This is a genomic window from Bifidobacterium boum (assembly GCF_000741535.1).
Taxonomy (GTDB): domain Bacteria; phylum Actinomycetota; class Actinomycetes; order Actinomycetales; family Bifidobacteriaceae; genus Bifidobacterium; species Bifidobacterium boum.
On sequence record NZ_JGYQ01000016.1, the window covers coordinates 316,523 to 334,410 of the forward strand.

Below are 17,888 nucleotides of genomic sequence, written 5' to 3' on the forward strand. Positions count from 1 at the left end.
AACCATACGCATCAGTCAACCCGATACCGATGATGCGAGGATAGACTCACACAGCAGGCAGTCTAGCGACGAATCAGCCATGACAGCGACCTCAGACACCCCTCCGTGCGAGGATCCGCTCACACAATGACGGGAACCACAAACCAGAATGGTCGATGAGGCGCCGAGAAGACGATCGTGTGTGAGGATTCGCTCACACAGAACACCATTGCACGACCAAAATCACTCAAACGCTCCGCTCCAATACCGATTGTGTGAGAATCCGCTCACACAACGCGCGACCAACAACACCAAATCACCGATTCAACACCACCCATACCCCTCTGTGTGAGGATCCGCTCACAAATCAGGCATACGCGATGAATCAACCAGCCTAGAACGTAGATATGCAACACCATGATGTTCGGAATGTCGCCAATCACGGCAGACGCCACATCAACCGGCAACGAGGATGATGACCGCGCATGTCGCAGCACACACCGAACAATGGTGGACAGACAATCCGCCACCCCACGAATATAGAACCATCAAGTGAACCATCAAGTTGCCCATGCCGCGGCACAGAGAATACGCGACAACAGACATGCACCACCGCAACGCAGATGATTCGCCTAGTTGTGTATGCCCGGACATACACAACAACGTTTGATGCCGCAACATTTCGCCGTCTCTGTCGTGGTTTCGACGGTTTGCGCATGCCACGAGATACACCGAGTCCCGAACGCTGGTTGGTGTTCGCGTCTACGGTGACAATCTGCCCCGTTCTGCATGTCCGGACATACGCAGCCGACAAAGCGCGCTAAGCGACACGTCTGCGTGACGAAACCGCTCCCGGCAAACAGTTTGATGGCCACAATCGACTGCTCCGGGACAAGCCATCCACACGCGCGAAGATTCATCCACCTCCTGCTGCAACGCCGCAAGCCGGTCGGCCTTCCGCCCCTCCGAATCTCAACATCACGCGGCGGATGACGGATTGGAGAGAAATCGAATGCGTTTGTCGGCATCTCGCCAGATCGCCGCATCGCACGAGATATTCAGAAAAGTCTCAATATCTTGTCATTTGCGCCTCACGAACGAGATATTGAAAAGGCTTGACATGCCCGATACCCATAACAAACAATGCTGCGGATCAATCGACAGACACAGACCGCGCCTTTGAACCCTCAGCAGTAGCAGCAGAAAGACGCACATAACCGGAGTGATGCATAGTAAATCGCATTCGTGATGCGATATATACATCTATCGCGCGCTCAAACGGAACTCCCTGCTCTGATATTGCGATTCGCTTGATTTTCATCAGCGGCGTTCCAACGCTGATTTCAAGAAGCTCCGATTCAAGCTCATCAGACAGTATTGGCTCAAGCACTTCTTCGACCGAGCCTGGACGCACTTCATAATATCGGTCAAAGATACTATAGAAAGGTTCCGTCAAATCCTTTGATAAAAATTGCGGAAACAAGGCTGTCGGCAAATGACTAATTTCCAATGACAATGGTCGCTCATCGACTCTGCGCAATCTGACTACGTTGAATATTGTAGATTCATGCGGCAATTTCAACATTCTCATGTCTGACGGCGATGCCGCCGCAATCGCAGCAGACACAACGCTGGAAGACAGAATACCGCCTTGCCTTCGAACGATGGCAGGCAATGACTCTTCGGTATTGATGTTCCGTTCAAATCTGCCATCAGAAACATAGACGCCTCCGTTACGGCCAATCAACCGCTTGATTTCATGATGCTGTTCCATCACTGCCAAGGAATTTCGAAGTGTTGCGCGCGACACTCCAAGCTGCTTAGCCAATTCACGTTCAGATCCGAGCCGCTCTCCTACTTGGAAATCACCATTGCGAATGAGCGCATGGATTCTCCGTATCTCATCCGTCTTCCAATCCTCGTCATCGCCGATATGTCTACTCACCGTCATTTTCTGTCACCCGTCTTCTTATGCCGTCCGCATGGTTTCCTCCTTACCAGTCGAATGTAAAAAGATCATTTCCCGTTTCTTGCATGCAACCTGTATGCAGACGATGCCCAGACCTGTGAGTGGTTGCAGATCCGGGCATCGTTGTTGGATTTCGCGGGGTAAGACACGTCAGCGCCCGCGTTCGGATGCGTGGGGTATACCGTGCGTATCCGAAGATTATCTTCCTGTTACAGCTTGAGCGTTGTCAGGGTCTTGGTGAACGCATCCATGAACCAGTCCACGTCATCCTCGCTGAACACCAGCGGCGGGCGCAGTTTCAGGATGTTGCCGTACCGTCCGCACACCGATGTAAGCACATGATTGTCGCGTAATGTTTCCAAGATGTCCAGCGCTGCCTGCTGATCGGGGTCTGTTGTGCCGGGCTTGACGATTTCACAGCCGATATACAAGCCCGCTCCACGCACATCGCCGATGCATGGATGCGCAGCCTGAAGTGAAGCGACGGCCGTCTTGAACAGCGCGCCGACCCGTTTTGCGTTACCCATCGTATCCTCGTCGCGCATCACATCAAGCGTCGCCTGCGCTGCAGCCATGCACACCGGGTTGCCGCCGAAGGTGTTGAAGTATGGGATCGAGCCGGCGAAGGGCTCAAGCACTTCATGGCGCGCCGCCATGAGCGAAGTTGGCAGACCGTTGGCCATCGGCTTGCCGGAAGTCACCAGATCAGGCACGATGCCTTGACGTTCGAAGCCCCAGAAGGCATCACCGGTTCTGGTGAAACCGGGCTGGACCTCATCGGCAATCCACACGCCGCCGAGCTCATGTACCGTGTCGATCACCGGCTGGAGATACCCGACCGGGTCCGGGTACACGCCGTCGGAGGAGAAAATCGAATCAGCGAGGAACGCAGCGAATTTCACGCCATGGCGTTCCATATCCGCCACTGCCTTGCGTACTTCCGCGGCCATCCAAGCGCCGAAGGTTTCCGCGCTGCACGACTCAGCTGGTTTGCCGTCGATCTCAAGGCGATAGGTATCGGGGGTGGGGACCATGCGCATCTTCAGTCCGAGCGTTTGGGCGGTGCCGAGGGCGGGGGAGAGTTTCGACGTCAACGCCGAATTGCCGTGATACGCCTCATGCGTGACGATGACGCCCTCTCCGCCGGTATACGCTTGGGCGACGCGAACAGCGAGATCGTTCGCTTCCGAACCGGTGCATTGGAACATAATCCGGTCAATCGGGCCAGGCATGGTGGACAGGATATCCTGCGCATAATTGAGGATGTTCTCATGCAGATAGCGGGTGTGCGTGTTCAGCAAGGATGCCTGGCGCGTAATCGCCTCGACGACCCGCGGATGGCAATGTCCCACAGACGCGACGTTGTTGTAGACATCCAGATACTCCACGCCGTCGGCATCCCACAGATGGGAGCCGCGACCCTTGACCAGATGTACCGGATTGCGGTAGAAGAGCCGGTATGCGGGGCCCAATACCTCGCGTTCCTCAGTGAGTTTGCGCGTCTCCGGATCCAGTGCGGCCGCCATCTCCGGGCGGAAACTATTGGTGTCCATGATTGTCGAACGGGTTGCCATGGTGTTCTTCTTTCGTCATGTTAAGGGTTCCGCGATGCATACGCGGAACCCATGATTCATTACTCAGTCAAATTCACAATCGCATCAGTCGTCAGTACGATACACCACCTTGCCTCCCGAAGCTGCGAACTCTTCTTCAGGCGACAGCACAAGATGCTTGCGCCCATATACCGCGAAGAACACTGTGGCAATGATATAAATCGCAACCATGGTGTACACAGCAAGCCGGTAATCCGGATTCAGCAATACGGCGATAAAAATCGAGAATGCCAAGAGTCCCGCGATGGCCGCGCCTGGAATACCATATGGGCTGACGAATGGGCGCTTAATGTCAGGGAGCTTCTTGCGAAGCAAGACAAAGGACACCATCTGCAGCAGATACGCGAGAACAGCTCCCCACACCGCGATATTCAGCACAACCGAGCCTGCTCCGGAGCCGCCATACGCGATGATGAACAATGCCGCGAAACCGATGATCGCGCCCACTATCAATCCCCAATAAGGAGTCTTCTTCTTACCGGTAAGACTGAGGAATGCAGGGTAATATCCTGCTCGCGACAACGAATAGAGGTTCCGTCCGTATGCGAACATAATCCCTTGAACTGAAGCGAGAAGTCCAATCAGGGCAAATGCCGACAACACCGCCGCAATGTTGCCCGGCAGAATCGCGCGATAGCCGTCAAGCAACGGCTCATCCGAGCCAGCGAGCGCCTTAGAGCCTACGACAGCTGGATTGAGGAACACGATAATCAGCGCGGAAATCCCCAAAGTGAAAATGCACCAACGCGATGCCTTCGGAATGTTATGTTCGGGGTCGCGGACTTCTTCTGCCGCCAAAGGCAACTGTTCAATACCCAAGAACAGCCACATCGCAAACGGCATCGCATAGAATATCGCTCCGGCGCCATATGGAAGGAACAGTGAATTCCCATCTGTGGGTTTGATGTTCAGCAGCGAGCTGAAGTCAGCTTTCCCAGTGGCCAAAGCACCGACACCGAAAATCAGCACGATGGCAAGCGCTGCAATAGACATTACTTCAGCAAATCGGAATGACGTCTCCGCTCCCATCCAGTTCACGATGACGAATGCAATGTAGATAATCAGCCACCATATCCATTGCAGTCCGCGATTATCAAAGGAGAATCCAGTCAAGTTTTCCATAATCGCATCAGCATATGCAGATGAGAAGTAGACGATTGTTGCAGCTGTCATAACATATTCAACAGTCTCTGCGAGTCCGGTGAAAAATCCTCCCCAAGGCCCCATGGCTGCACGCGCGAAGGAATATGCTCCGCCAGTATGGGGCATTGCAGACGCCATTTCGCTAATGGAGTTGAGCATACATTGGTACATAACGTACACGATGATTGCGGCAATAAACATGCCGCCCCACCCCGCCTGAGCAATGCCGCCATTCCATCCAGAGAAATCACCTGAAACGACTGCCGCGATGCCAATGGCCCACAGGCCGAATGCACCAGCGGTACGCTTCAGCTGACGCTTCGCGAAGTAATCTTTCTCGGTCTTCACGTAGGTTACCGAGCCAATACCGGTTCTGTGATCGCCGGGTTTTTCACCGGCTTCTACTGCTGTCATGATTTCTATCCTTTCCTTCGATTCCACATTTCTTGTTGATGCTGATTGGGAGTGGCAACCGACATCCGCTCCCTCAAAGTCACTCGAGCAACCACATCGGGTCGTCGAGATATCGTTTCGCGCACATCACCGAACCAGGAGCTTCCTGTTCGGCCATGCCGTCTGGTAACGCGTCGGCACGATGGTTAGTGGTCCATCCGAGCATTTGCAGACGTCGAATCATGGACAGCGCGGACATGACGGCAAGCTGTTCCTCGTTGAAATCGCCGGCGACTTTTTGGTAGCCTCGGACCCATGCCTTTGCCAGTTGCGGCGCGTACGACTCATGCTCGATGAAACTCAGCGAAGAGGCATAATCATAGAGATACCAGCTGTATCCCGCATCATCGAAATCGATGACCGTCAATTTTCCGTCAGCACCTTTGATGATGTTCGATGGCCGCAAATCCGCATGAATCAGCCCCCATGTCTGCTTGGTACGTGGGACTTTGACGACCACATCCATGGCTTTCCACAGCGCTTTGTCGCACAATGCGCGTTCAGTATCGGTCAGGTCGGCGTTCTCCCAACGTCCCCATCTCGGGGATGGGCCGACCATATTCGATAAATCCCAGCTGAATCGTTTGAAGCCGAACGGCGGCTCCCACTGCCGGGACTGCTCGTGAAACAGGGCTGCCCAGCTGCCGATTGTCTCATAGTACGGCGCGGGATTATCCAAATCCTCGAGAACTGTGCCTTCTACGAATTTCGTTGAGATGACAGTCCAACCCACACCGTTGGCATCATGGATACGCGTGACGAACGTGCCGCGGGTCGTCGGAACCGGGTTGATAAGATGCACACCGTCAATCTCATGCAGTGCATTCAGCCAAGCGATCTCAGACGCCACTGCCTCGGGGCCGCCCACATATCCAGGTTGGGAGACACGCACAACGCCCTCATGCTTGCCGTCAATATCGAGTACGAATGTCGCGTTTTCCGATACTGTGATCAGATCGAGACGGGCACGCGAATGGTCGATGCCCCAAGCCCCACATACGCCCTGGAAAAGCCAGAAGGGTGCTGGGCTGCCCTTTTTCAGTGCACTGAACGCGTTGAGACTCGCCGTTTTTGCCGGCGCATCCATCAGACTGACAATCGCCTGTGCCATCTCGACCATGCCTCCGTTTCTGCGATACGTTCGCCGGTCGCATCATGTCTGGGATGCGGCCCATGGCGCCCGTCTCCTCTGGAGATATCAGCTAATACGCTGTTTGAGCGCCCGATACCGGCATTGTGGCAGAAATGTGGATTGGAATCACAGGCGTACGGTTACGCTAGAGTAACGGCTTGGCCTGCTGATTTTAATGGCTTGTTACGGACGGAAAGCCCCTTCTCGACTAGAGCCGTGCAGCTCGCGTTGGAATCCGTCACGCCCGCATCGCAGATTGACTGTGCCCATGCGCCGCACGAATCCGTTCAGCAAGCCAGGTATTCACTACTGCATTACGACTGATTGCCAGTTCTTCGGCTTCTTCATCCAGCCCTTCGACAATCCAATCAGGCATGGTCAAGGTGATACGCTTCTGGACGACGGGATGCTGTTCCACAATGGGATGGTCCAAATCGAAGTATCCGAGCACTTCCTCGCCACTATCGAATCGCTCTTCCAACTGTTCCGTAGTAAGCGATTGCTGTTTACTCGCAGTGGTCATAATATCGCTCCTCGTCTTTCCGCGACCGTCTGACAGAGATCAAACGGATGCGGTTCCCACGCCTCGTGGTTATAGCCGTCCAATGTTTCCCATCAATACTGTCGTCGGCGGATGGGAGTTTAGCGCGAATCGGCTTATCGGGTGCTGATCTCCCGCGCGAGGTGTGGGAGTTTGCGGGAATCATGCGTTCGTGCGGATAATCTCCCAACGAGAACGTTGGAATCCCGCGATTCTTGAAAATCGGTCCCAAGACAGGGTTTGGGAGAACAGTGACGGATCGGCGCATCTGCGATAAAGTCCCGCGGCAATCCGGGATTTTTCTGCAGAATGGCGGATTTACGTATCATCTCCCACAAACCATGGGAGATGATACGATGCTCTACTCGCGCGATGCGCCCCCCCATGTGGCCGCTCCGTCATGCGCAGACCAGGATCGGCACCAAGTGGACGCCGCGCACCACACTGCGCGACACCCGGCGAGTTCAGTGATTCAACCGATGCCGCACCGCGCGCATCTTGGGGCTCAGCTCCTCATCAGGCAGCGCATCAACTTGCTCGCACGATCCCAGCCGGTCGGCTGTCTGGTAGTACCACAGCTTGTAGTCGAGCGCGTCAAGATTGTCCTGCAATTCACGCATCTTGGCAACAACCGCGTCACGCTGGTCGCGAATCATATCGAGCCGCTGCTCGATGGTCACATCACCTTGGTCGCATAAGTCGACATACTGTTTGATGTTCTTGATCGGCATGCCGCCTGCCTTCAGGCATCCGATGATGTTGATCATCGGCATGTCCTCATCGCGGAACACGCGCGCCCCGCCGCCGGTGCGCCCGACGAACGGCAGCAATCCTTCACTGTCGTAATACCGCAGTGTCGAAGTGGCTACCCCAAGCTTCTTTGCCATTTGGCCGATGGTGTATGTCGCCATCAGCGACTCCTTTCCGCGCCCGATTGTCTTGTCGAAAATCTTTGAAATCCTGACATTCTGAAGACATCCTACCGACGCAGCACAACCCCACAACCCAATATCGCACCATCGCAACACTATTGCAGAACACCGGCGCGCACCTGCCGCCCAAGATTGTGATCCTAGGCGGCAGAGACAATGCGGGAGTCCGACGTGGCTGCAATGTCAATGTCGGCTCAGATGCGGTTCCGGCGTGGCTCCGATGCGGATGCGAACTGATACATCAAGCTCACGCATCATGCCACCCATCGCGCTCGTTGTCGACCGTCAGCCTTCGACTTCGGACACCTTCACCAACGCCTTAATGACGCGGCGTGCATCCATGTCGGCGTAGGCTTGCGGAACCTCATCCAAGGTGTATGTCTTGGTGAAGACGCGTCCCGGATGGATGTTGCCGGCGAGCACTTCTCGCAGCAGGCGCTGGCGGGCGTAGGTGCGCACGGGGGCCGGACCGCCTTTGATACCGATATTGCGGTAGAACGTCACCTCTGCCGGGATCTGCACGCCGTGGGGCAGACCCACGCGGCCGATGACGGAACCCGGGCGTCCGACGCGCAGCGCGGTGTTGAACGATTGGGCGGATCCGACGCATTCGAGCACGGCATCGGCACCGGAGCCGGTGAGTTCCATGACGCGCGCGACCGCCGCGTCATCACGCTCGGGCACGATGTCGGTGGCGCCGAATTCGCGGGCGATCGCGGCACGATCTTCATGGCGGCTCATGGCGATAATCCGGGTAGCGCCCAGCAGCTTGGCGGACAGCACGCCGCACAGGCCGACCGCGCCATCGCCGAATACGACGGCGGTGTCACCCGGCTTGACTTCGGCGCTAACAGCCGCGTGGTAGCCGGTGCCCATCACATCGGACAGGGTCAGCAGGTCGGCGAGCATCTCATCAGAGAAATCCTTCGGGCTCGCCGGCGCGCCGGGGATATCGCCTGCGGCGAGCGCCTCAGATACGTTGACAACCGTGCCATTGGCGTGCGGCACATGCAGATATTCGCTTTGGCAGCCTTCACCTTCGGCTCCGCCGAAATAGCCGCCGTTCAAGCAGCTGGATTCGAAGCCGGCCTTGCACGCCGCGCATTCACCGCAGCTGATGGGGAACGGTACGATGACGAAATCGCCGGGTTTGGCGGCGGTCACGTCAGCGCCGACCTCAGTGACGACGCCGATGGACTCATGCCCGATTGGGGTACCGGCGGAGTTCACGTCCTGACTGCGGTAGGGCCATAGGTCGGACCCGCATACGCACGTGCGGACGACACGGATAATCAGGTCGCCGGGCTCTTTGATGGCGGGAATGGGACGATGTTCGACGCGCACATCGCGCGGGCCGTAGTAGATGGTCGATTTCATGATGGTTGCACTCCTTGTGTCGTGGCGCGGACCGCGCAGTTTGCCGCCGCTAGCGTTGCCCGGCAAAACACGCGCCGCCCGGAACGATTCCGTATCCGCGTCGTGATGCTTTCACTCTAAAGGTTCAAGTTCACTTCAAGTCAAATGGCGACACGCCCGAATGGCCAGACAGCCGCATCCCCCTTGTGTGCAGGACGAACCGCGCCGATTGAGCGTTTCTGCGACCGCTGCAGCGTATCCCCACCTGTCCGTAAGGTGGAGGCATGACGATCACGGTTTCGACGGATGGATCAGCGCTGGGCAACCCGAACGGCCCGATGGGGTGGGCATGGGCGGACCATACGCCACATGCTGGCGGAACCCCCGGCCACGAGCATGAAGGCGATTGCGATGCGGGCGGTGCTTCGAACGGCACCAACCAGATCGGCGAACTGTGTGCGGTACTGGAAGCTTTGCGCGCCCACCCTGGAGCGGAACCGCTGACCATCGAATCCGACTCGCAGTACGCCATCAACTGCTCCACGGCTTGGGTACGCGGATGGAAGAAAAACGGGTGGAAGAACTCCAAAGGCCAGCCGGTGAAAAACCGTGAACTCATCAAGGCGATTGATCACGAGATTTCGCAACGCCCCGGCCCGGTGAAATTCGTGTGGGTCAAAGGGCACAACAATAATCCTGGCAACGAAAAAGTCGACCACCTCGCCCACGGGTATGCCGGCGACTGCCGCGGCGGCGTCAAGCCTGGGTATCTGCCGCTTGAGGGCTGGCAGTCGCTGCTCGCCTCCGAATACGCGAAAGGCACCACCGTGCCCGAAGACGCGCATATGCTCATGGAAGGCAGGATCTCCGCCGCAGAATACCACTTGGGACGTGCCGAAGACACCGGCGGCGTACCCGGTGCGAGCGACAGCAAGCCGGATTCGCGGACTTCTTCCGGCGGCAGGCGCGCCGATTCACTGGCACAACGACTGGCCGAGCCGGAAGGCGTACCTGATGATTTGCCCGATTATCAGGCCACCACAGGGTCTGCGAATACGGCGACCACTGCTGCCGGCAAGGGCGACACCGCCCACGGCATTGCGTCCGCACCTGCATCCGATACCGTTGCCGATGTCTCATCCGCCACCGCCGAGGCTGCCGGTTCGAGCGACGGCGAAACAGCGGCATCCCCCGGCATCGACCAAGCGGCGACAGGTGCTGCCACCCAGACAACCGCTCCGTCCACTGCCCCGGCCTCCCCGACCGCTCCCACACCATCCGGCGGCAATCGCCCGCACGTGGTCCCAGGCCTGACGCTCTCCGGCACGCTGCGTTTCTCCCCGCCACCATCCAGCAGCCCGACATTCAGCGGCGAACCCCGCCGCATCCACGGCTTGGTGGAGATTGACGGATACGTGCAAGGCGATGGCTCCATCGAGCTCAACGGCGCCCGGTTCATGCTTGGGTAAGCGGGCGGCCGGCAGTCAGCGGGACGATCGGACCGAGCTGCGAAGTATCAAAGGTCATCAAGTCATAGTCGCACTGTAAGCCGAGCCAGAATTGAGGCACCGCCCCGACATCCCGAAAACGCTCGGTGAGAAAGGCGCACCTTGTCATCGCAACGCAGCGTGGTCCCCGACAGTTCCGTACACGCCACGCCTCCTCATACCGGACGCTGTGCATCTCCACGTTCGCCGCGTCGGCATTGGTCACCGTGTGCGCACTCGTGTGGAAATCCGTCCAACTCCAAGGCAGAGCCACGGCAAGCAAATCATCCAGCCCTATACCAAGCAAAGGTTCATCGGCTACTTCATCGACTACCGCGACGAAGGCAGGTCCGGAACATTGCTGCTCATCGGCGGCGGCGCATCGCTCACAATCCTGTTCCTTATCCAGACGGCTGATACTGCCGCGCGAGAACATCTCGAACAAGATAGGATGCTGAGAACGAATGCGCGACTCTTCAAGGAATCGTGGGCATGTCAGCTCTCGAAGGGGTCATTGGCATCATTGCCGCGGCAATACTCAGCGCTTTGGTCTGTGCCGCGAACTGGTGTTCCTGATAATCATGTAGTCATCGGACATGTCGTTCAAGACTCTGCTGGAGCGATTATTGGACGCAACCCGCACACAACCGGTTCACATGAGGCTGATATGGTTTCCGCATGACATCACAACGAGTATCAACGGACTCCGACGCGCACTCCACAGACGCACACTCCTGCGACAGCGCCCCGGTCAGCATACGCCTGATGCGAGCCGACGACTTTCCCCAGCTGCTGGCATTGTGGCAATCGTGCACCGGCATGGGACTCAACGATGTCGACGATACGCCGGAAGGTATCGCTCGGTTCCTTGAACGGAACCCGACCACGTGCTTTGTCGCGCAATCCGATGATGGCGGCATTCTCGGCGCCATTCTCTCCGGTCATGACGGACGACGAGGCTACATTTACCACACGGCTGTCAGTCCGTCCGCGCGACATCGGGGTATTGCATCCCAGCTGGTTTCCCATGTATGCGAGGCCATGAAGCGGGAGGATATCGCAAAAGTCGAGCTCGTGGTCTTCTCTCGGAACGCCGCCGGCAACGCGTTCTGGGAAACCCAAGGATTCACCGCGCGGCACGACCTGTGTTATCGGAACCTGGCATTGCGACCCATCACCCGATACGACTCATGACATTCACTCGGCTGGCTGTACACCAGAACTCCGGCGTTCGCTCGACCGGCCACCCGACCGCTCGTGTGACCTGCCGATCAGCAGCCACAGGTAGAAGACGAATCCGAGCAACGCGCACACCCCACAAATCACATACATCGAGCGGAATCCGCACCAGCCTGCGACAATCCCCCACAACAGCGCGCCACCACCATATGCGACATCCGCGGAAGCCGAGAAGAATGCCGTTACGCGTCCGCGTTGACCAGGCTCGATGCCATCAAGGACCAGCGTATTCATCATCGGCTGTAAATTGGCTTGACCGGCACCATACAATGCCGCCGCAAGCAGCAGCACGCCAAGATTCGGAGCGTTTGCCACCAAGAAGAATGTGGCGCACACCATGGTCAGGCTCGCCAACACCACAGCCGGTTGCCTGAACCGTATGAGCAGAGGTGAAACGAACAGTCGCACAATCACCGTGGACGCGGAAGCGACCACGAAATAGACACCGACGTCGGCGATGCCCGCTTCCACCGCAAATTGCGCAACAAACGCCGTCACACCGGCCGCAGCGCAAAACACCACGAACATCACCGCACTCGGCAGGAGGATACTCGGACGCATCAACAGTGCCAAAGAGTCACCGCTTCGGGTTCGCTCACCCCGCTCAGGTGTCGCCGTCGCATTCCGCCCCGGCACTCCCCGATCGGTGAGCAGCAGACTCAATGCGAGGGCGGCCGCAGTAAGCACGACCCCGACTGCAAACAGCATCCGGTACCCGAAATGCTCAACCACGCTCAACCCGATCAGCGGACCGATCGCACTGGGAACCACCTGGGCGAGACTGAAATACCCGAGCCCTGTTTGCAAACGCCCAGGCGGAATCAGATCCGCCGCCAATGTCGATGTCGACGTAGTCTGGATTCCGTTGCCGATGCCTTGCAACAATCGCAGACAGAACAACATAAGTAAGGTTCGGAACACGTTCAGCAGCGAGAAATCAATCAGCAGAATCGCCAAGCCGATAATCAACAGCGCACGGCGGCCATACGTATCCAACAACACGCCAGTAGGGAAACGGAATATCAGCGCTGAAATACCCAGAACACCCACAATCGCACCGGATACCGCTGTAGAACCGCCGAGAGAGGCGACATACAGCGGCAGCGTGCCCATCTGCGTAGTGATAGCCGTGGATGCGAACGTCGTAATCACCATCACAAGGATGAAATCCTTGCTCCAGATGCGCTGTTCACCGACATCCTGTCCGCTTCCTGTGCGCGGCACGACAGCCGTTCGCCGTCCCTGTTGCGCAAGTTCTTCAGCGATATTTCCCGACGCAGTCCGCGCCACCGACCGTATTGTCAACAGTTCCGCTCCTTCCCCGCTTCTCCGTCACCCCCGATTACCCATACCACTGCCGACGACGCAACCCGCCGCCGGCAGAATCAGCTCTCAGACGAGCACCGGCTCTCTACGCTCTTTCACCGTCTGATCAGCAAGAGGCGATATCGCAAAATTGCTGAGGAATTCACGCGTGCGTTCCTCCTTGGGATGGTCGAATATCTCCTGTGGCGAGCCGCTTTCGACCACGACACCGCCCGACATGAACACCACCTGATCGGCGACTTCGCGGGCGAATTGCATCTCATGCGTGACCACGATCATGGTCTGTCCCTCGTCCGCGACCTGGCGCATCACCGTCAGCACATCACCGACCAATTCCGGGTCAAGCGCCGACGTCGGCTCGTCAAACAGCAGCAGATCAGGTTTGATTGCCATGGCGCGGGCGATGGCGACTCTCTGCTGCTGGCCGCCGGACAGCTGCACCGGATACATGTCAGCCTTTTCCAGCATGCCCACTTTCTTGAGCATCTCCAGCGCAATCGCCTTGGCTTGGTTTTTCGGCACGTTGCGCGGTGTCACCAATCCTTCCATGACGTTCTCCAGCACAGTCATGTTCGCAAACAGCTCATAGGACTGAAACACCATGGCAGTCCGACGCGTGATATCGCGCCGCTCGTGATTGCCGATGTGGCTGAAATCGCATCGTACCGTGTCACCGAGCGCATACTGGCCTTCGTCGGGCTCCTCCAACAGGTTGAGACATCTGAGGAATGTGGTTTTGCCTGAGCCGCTCGGGCCGATGATGCACACCACCTCACCGCGTTCCACATTCAACGAAACCCCTTTGAGGATCTCGTTGTCGCCGTACCGCTTTTTCAAACCGACAATCTGCGCTTCAATCATGATCGTTCCTTTCCTTGCTGCTGCGCTTGTGCCCTCTATCGGCTCCAGCGCGTTACGTCCTACAGAACCATGTCAACCGAGCGGCCAGTCTCAATGACATTCTTCGCATTGTCCAACGCTGCCCACGCGATTTCGTCGACCGCACGCTGCGTGTAATACGCCACATGCGGGGTGACCATCACGTTGGGATATCGGGTGAGCCGTTGCACCAGCGGATTGTTCTTCCACCCGGTCGCCATGTACTGCTCCTCGTGTTCGACGCAGTCGAGCACCGCGCCACCGACCCGTCCGGCGTCCAACGCCGCGAGCAACGCTTCCGTATCGACGATCGCCCCACGAGCAGTGTTGACCAGGCACGATCCCTCCTTCATCCGCGAGAACGCACCGAAGTCAAACTGGTGATACGTCTCCTCGGTCAGTGGTACGTGAATGGAAATCACATCGGATTGCTCGAGCAACCGGTCGAAATCGACATAGCGCACACGACCTTCAAGCAATGGGTTTGTCCGGGCGCTGCAAGCGATGACGTGCCCGCCAAGCGCCATCACGCCGTCGGCGACCACACTGCCGATGCGGCCGGTGCCGAGCACGCCCACCGTCACGTCGGACAGTTCGCGCCCGATCATGGTCCGGCTGTCCAGCGCGTCCTTCTCGACTGCGGCGATGCACCGCAATCCCATCAGCACCGACATCAACGCGAAATGCCCAACAGAGGTAGGACTGTAGCCGGGAACGTTCGTCACATGGAAGCCGTATTGCTGCGCATACTGCCGGTTCAGCCCGTCCACGCCGGTCGCCGTGATCGACAGCTGGCGGATGCCGTACTCGTGAAGCGTGCGGTAGATGTTCTCGTCCGAACGCATCACGTCGCTCAAGTACAGGCAGATGCCGTCGTGGCCCTCCACCATGCCGATATTGTCAGCGTTCAACCCTTCATGCACGCAGGTCACTTCGACATCGTTGCGCTGGGACCATGTGCGAATCGCCGGGTACGCCAAAGGATTCGCTCCGAAATAGATCAGTCGCATGTTCGTCACCTTCCTCTTCAGCGAGCGCCTGCCAACACGGGTTCGCGCCCGCTACGACAGGAGTTTTCGATATCACTTGGTTCTGTGATTCTCGCCTGTTCCAAAGCTTCACCGATGATGCCGATGCCGCGATCGATCTCTTCGATCGAAGGCCGGGTGAAGTTCAGACGGAAGTCGCGTTCGTAGCCGTGACCGGTGACGCTCATCACATCACCGGGGATGACCGCAACATGGCGATCGGCGATGATGTCGTAGAACGTGTCTGGATCGATATCGTCCGCCATGCGGCAACCGATGAAGTAGCCACCAGTCGGACGGATGTAGCGCAACATGGTCTGGGGAATCCTGTCGAGTGCCGCCATCATTGCTTTGACACGTTCACGGTAGAGGCGCTTGAGGTATTCCACATGCCCTTCGAAGTCATAGTGCAGCATGAATTCGGCGAGCATGACCTGCCAGTAGTAGTTGGAGTGGGAGTCGGCAACCTGCTTGGCGAGGACGAGTTTGCGCATCAGCTCGTCGTTTGCCATGAGGAACCCCAGGCGGGTGCTCGGGGCGAGCACTTTGGAGAACGAACCGGAGTAAATGACCCGGCCGTCGGTGTCGAAGGACTTCATTTTCGCGATCGGATCGCCGAAGTACAGCAACTCGCCGTACGGGTCGTCCTCGAAAATGACGATGTCATACTTGCGGGCGAGCTCATAGACCGCTTTGCGCTTTTCCAACGGCATCGATGTGCCGAGTGGGTTTTGGAAAGTGGGGATCAGATACATCATTTTGACGTTCGGCGTTGTGCTGAGCATATGTTCGAGTGCGTCAAGGTCGACTGACTGCGCATCCAAATCCATCGGCACGGGCATCGGCACGGCGCCATAGCTTTGGACGGCTTTGACCGCACCCGAGAAAGTCTGGTCTTCGCACAGCACCACGTCTCCCGGATCGCACAGCACTTTGACGACCAGATCCATGCCTTGGGTGGAGCCGGAGACGATGAGCACGTCGTCGTCGCTTCTAATATCCGCATTGTTCGCAAGGCGTTCCTTGATGAGGCGACGCAGGACCGCGTAGCCTTCCGAAGGCGCGTACTGGAGGAACACATTGGGGTCGTATTCGGTGTACAGCTTGTTCGAGATTTTCCTCAACGTATCCATCGGGAATGCTTCGGTTGCCGGATATCCGTACGCGAACGAGATGGTGTCCTTGGCGGTCATGGCCCGTTTGGCGTTCTCACGCAACGGGGAACCCGTCAGATGTGCCATACGGGATGCGAATGTGAATGTCGTCGTGCTCATGTCTGTAATCCTTTACTCAGATTTGCGGCTGCGCTATGCGCCCACCGTTGTATGTTCCATTGATGCTTATGCGTTCTCCAGCTGGCTGGTGAAGCGGGACAGGAATTCCCGTGTCCGCTGATGCTTGGGGTGTTCGAAGATGTCCTGTGGTGTGCCTTGTTCAAGCACGACACCCTTGTCCATGAAAACCACCTTATCGGCGATTTCGTAGGCGAATTTCATCTCATGGGTGACCAGGATCATGGTGGCTCCGGCGTTCGCGATGTCGCGAAGCAGACCAAGTACCTGTCCGACCAGTTCCGGGTCGAGCGCCGATGTCGGCTCATCGAACAGGGTGACTTTCGGATCAAGCGCAAGCGCCCTGGCGATGCCGATACGCTGCTGCTGGCCGCCGGAGAGCTGGCTGGGATAGAAATCCTTGCGCTCTGACAAGCCGACCTTGTCGATGAGTTCTTCGGCGCGCCGGTCAGCTTGGGCCTTGTCGGCTTTGCCTGTGGCGATCATCGGCATCGCGATGTTCTCCAGTGCAGTCTTGTTGTTGAACAGCGCGTAGTTTTGGAATACCATTGCGGTTTTGCGTTGGTAATCGAGGACATCCTTCTTTGAGGAGCTTTTCACGTCGATATGGCTGTCATCGAGGTCGATGTGCCCTGCGTCGGCTTTTTCGAGGAAGTTCAGGCACCTGAGGAACGTGGTTTTGCCTGATCCGGAGGAGCCGAGAATCACTACGACTTCGCCGTCATCGACATCCATATCCACGCCGTTGAGCACGTGCTGTTTGCCGAATGCCTTACGGATTCCACGGATTTTCATCATGCTACAGCCCTCCTCATATGGACGGTCAGACCGCGTTCAAGCAGGCGGGACGCTTGTTCGATCAGAGCGACCACCGCCCAGTAGATCAAGGCAACGCCGACATACGCCTCCAAGAAGGTGTAGCTTTGCTGCCCGGAGATCGTCGCTGCGGAGAAAATATCGACGACACCGACCATCGAGCACAGGGCGGAAGCTTTGATGAGGTTGATCAGCAGGTTGCCGAATACCGGAACCGCGACCGGAACCGCTTGTGGCAACAGCACCCTGCGGATGGTTTGCATGCGTGTCATGCCGATGGATTGCGCGGCATCCAGCTGTCCCTTTCGTACCGAGGAGAATGCGCCGCGGAAGATTTCCGTGCCGTTGACCACGGCCATCAGGCCCAGGCAGATGATGGCGATCCAAATCGGGTTGATCTGCTTGAATCTGATCGACCAGCCCATTGACTTGGCCATCGGATCGAATCCGGTGGAGAAGAACAGGTACAACGCCAGGAAGATCAGTACAACCGGCACACCTTTGAACACAGTGGTTAGGACTTGGAATACCGGTGATAGCACGACCACGTTGTAGTAGCGCAGCAGCGCAATAGCCAAGCCGAGTACGATGCCGATGACGAGAGCCACGAACGAAATCTCAAGCGTGGTGCCGAGATATCGCACCGAAGAGATTATCGCTTGGATCATCGCTTGGAAGTTGAAGTCCATGGAAACTCGCCTCG

Annotated in this window: 17 protein-coding genes; 2 read left to right on the top strand and 15 right to left on the bottom strand. The window is 57.4% G+C overall.

Annotated features, from left to right (window positions below; translation table 11 throughout):
- Window positions 1–1,132: 1,132 nt before the first annotated feature.
- The 8 genes from BBOU_RS07175 to BBOU_RS07205 form a co-directional block, all read right to left on the bottom strand.
- The gene (locus tag BBOU_RS07175) at window positions 1,133–1,924 is read right to left on the bottom strand and encodes a GntR family transcriptional regulator (protein WP_238552144.1); all 792 of its coding nucleotides are present in this window, start codon (window positions 1,922–1,924) and stop codon (window positions 1,133–1,135) included.
- Window positions 1,925–2,157: 233 nt separating this feature from the next.
- A complete protein-coding gene (locus BBOU_RS07180) occupies window positions 2,158–3,522 on the bottom strand; it encodes an aspartate aminotransferase family protein (protein ID WP_026502361.1) in 1,365 nt (454 codons plus the stop codon).
- 84 nt (window positions 3,523–3,606) lie between these two features.
- Entirely contained in the window at window positions 3,607–5,118 is a 1,512-nt protein-coding gene (locus tag BBOU_RS07185; RefSeq protein ID WP_051616598.1) for an amino acid permease, read from the bottom strand.
- Between the two features lie 79 nt (window positions 5,119–5,197).
- Window positions 5,198–6,277, bottom strand: a complete 1,080-nt coding sequence (locus tag BBOU_RS07190; RefSeq protein ID WP_238552147.1) for a phosphotransferase enzyme family protein — start codon at window positions 6,275–6,277, stop codon at window positions 5,198–5,200.
- A gap of 250 nt (window positions 6,278–6,527) precedes the next feature.
- Entirely contained in the window at window positions 6,528–6,812 is a 285-nt protein-coding gene (gene brnA / locus BBOU_RS07195; protein WP_026502364.1) for a type II toxin-antitoxin system BrnA family antitoxin, read from the bottom strand.
- Window positions 6,796–6,942, bottom strand: coding sequence for a BrnT family toxin (locus BBOU_RS09535; RefSeq protein WP_161788239.1), 147 nt, complete (start codon window positions 6,940–6,942; stop codon window positions 6,796–6,798). Before BBOU_RS09535 ends, brnA begins: the two co-directional genes overlap by 17 nt.
- A 352-nt stretch (window positions 6,943–7,294) precedes the next feature.
- Window positions 7,295–7,741, bottom strand: a complete 447-nt coding sequence (locus BBOU_RS07200) for a MerR family transcriptional regulator (RefSeq protein ID WP_026502365.1) — start codon at window positions 7,739–7,741, stop codon at window positions 7,295–7,297.
- A 306-nt stretch (window positions 7,742–8,047) separates the two neighbouring features.
- The gene (locus BBOU_RS07205; protein WP_026502366.1) at window positions 8,048–9,139 is read right to left on the bottom strand and encodes a zinc-dependent alcohol dehydrogenase family protein; all 1,092 of its coding nucleotides are present in this window, start codon (window positions 9,137–9,139) and stop codon (window positions 8,048–8,050) included.
- Window positions 9,140–9,402: 263 nt separating this feature from the next.
- Here BBOU_RS07205 and BBOU_RS07210 point away from each other — a divergent pair, with 263 nt between their 5' ends.
- A complete protein-coding gene (locus BBOU_RS07210) occupies window positions 9,403–10,587 on the top strand; it encodes a ribonuclease H family protein (RefSeq protein WP_026502367.1) in 1,185 nt (394 codons plus the stop codon).
- Here the strand turns inward: BBOU_RS07210 and BBOU_RS07215 are convergent.
- Window positions 10,574–11,050 carry a hypothetical protein gene (locus BBOU_RS07215; RefSeq protein WP_035142494.1) on the bottom strand — a complete coding sequence of 159 codons (477 nt, stop codon included), beginning with the start codon at window positions 11,048–11,050 and terminating at the stop codon, window positions 10,574–10,576. The genes BBOU_RS07210 and BBOU_RS07215 overlap by 14 nt on opposite strands.
- A gap of 320 nt (window positions 11,051–11,370) precedes the next feature.
- On the opposite strand from BBOU_RS07215, the gene BBOU_RS07220 reads away from it, so the two are divergent.
- Complete coding sequence (locus BBOU_RS07220) at window positions 11,371–11,799, top strand: GNAT family N-acetyltransferase (RefSeq protein ID WP_026502368.1); 429 nt, start codon at window positions 11,371–11,373, stop codon at window positions 11,797–11,799.
- 3 nt (window positions 11,800–11,802) lie between these two features.
- Here BBOU_RS07220 and BBOU_RS07225 read toward each other — a convergent pair whose 3' ends face one another.
- The 6 genes from BBOU_RS07225 to BBOU_RS07250 form a co-directional block, all read right to left on the bottom strand.
- Window positions 11,803–13,134, bottom strand: a complete 1,332-nt coding sequence (locus BBOU_RS07225) for an MFS transporter (RefSeq protein ID WP_202961016.1) — start codon at window positions 13,132–13,134, stop codon at window positions 11,803–11,805.
- A 102-nt stretch (window positions 13,135–13,236) separates the two neighbouring features.
- A complete protein-coding gene (locus tag BBOU_RS07230) occupies window positions 13,237–14,031 on the bottom strand; it encodes an amino acid ABC transporter ATP-binding protein (protein WP_026502369.1) in 795 nt (264 codons plus the stop codon).
- A 59-nt stretch (window positions 14,032–14,090) separates the two neighbouring features.
- Window positions 14,091–15,059, bottom strand: coding sequence for an NAD(P)-dependent oxidoreductase (locus BBOU_RS07235; protein WP_026502370.1), 969 nt, complete (start codon window positions 15,057–15,059; stop codon window positions 14,091–14,093).
- 17 nt (window positions 15,060–15,076) lie between these two features.
- A complete protein-coding gene (locus BBOU_RS07240; RefSeq protein ID WP_051616599.1) occupies window positions 15,077–16,351 on the bottom strand; it encodes an aminotransferase-like domain-containing protein in 1,275 nt (424 codons plus the stop codon).
- A gap of 66 nt (window positions 16,352–16,417) precedes the next feature.
- Entirely contained in the window at window positions 16,418–17,167 is a 750-nt protein-coding gene (locus BBOU_RS07245; protein ID WP_026502371.1) for an amino acid ABC transporter ATP-binding protein, read from the bottom strand.
- Window positions 17,164–17,874, bottom strand: coding sequence for an amino acid ABC transporter permease (locus BBOU_RS07250; protein ID WP_026502372.1), 711 nt, complete (start codon window positions 17,872–17,874; stop codon window positions 17,164–17,166). Before BBOU_RS07250 ends, BBOU_RS07245 begins: the two co-directional genes overlap by 4 nt.
- Between the last annotated feature and the right edge of the window lie 14 nt (window positions 17,875–17,888).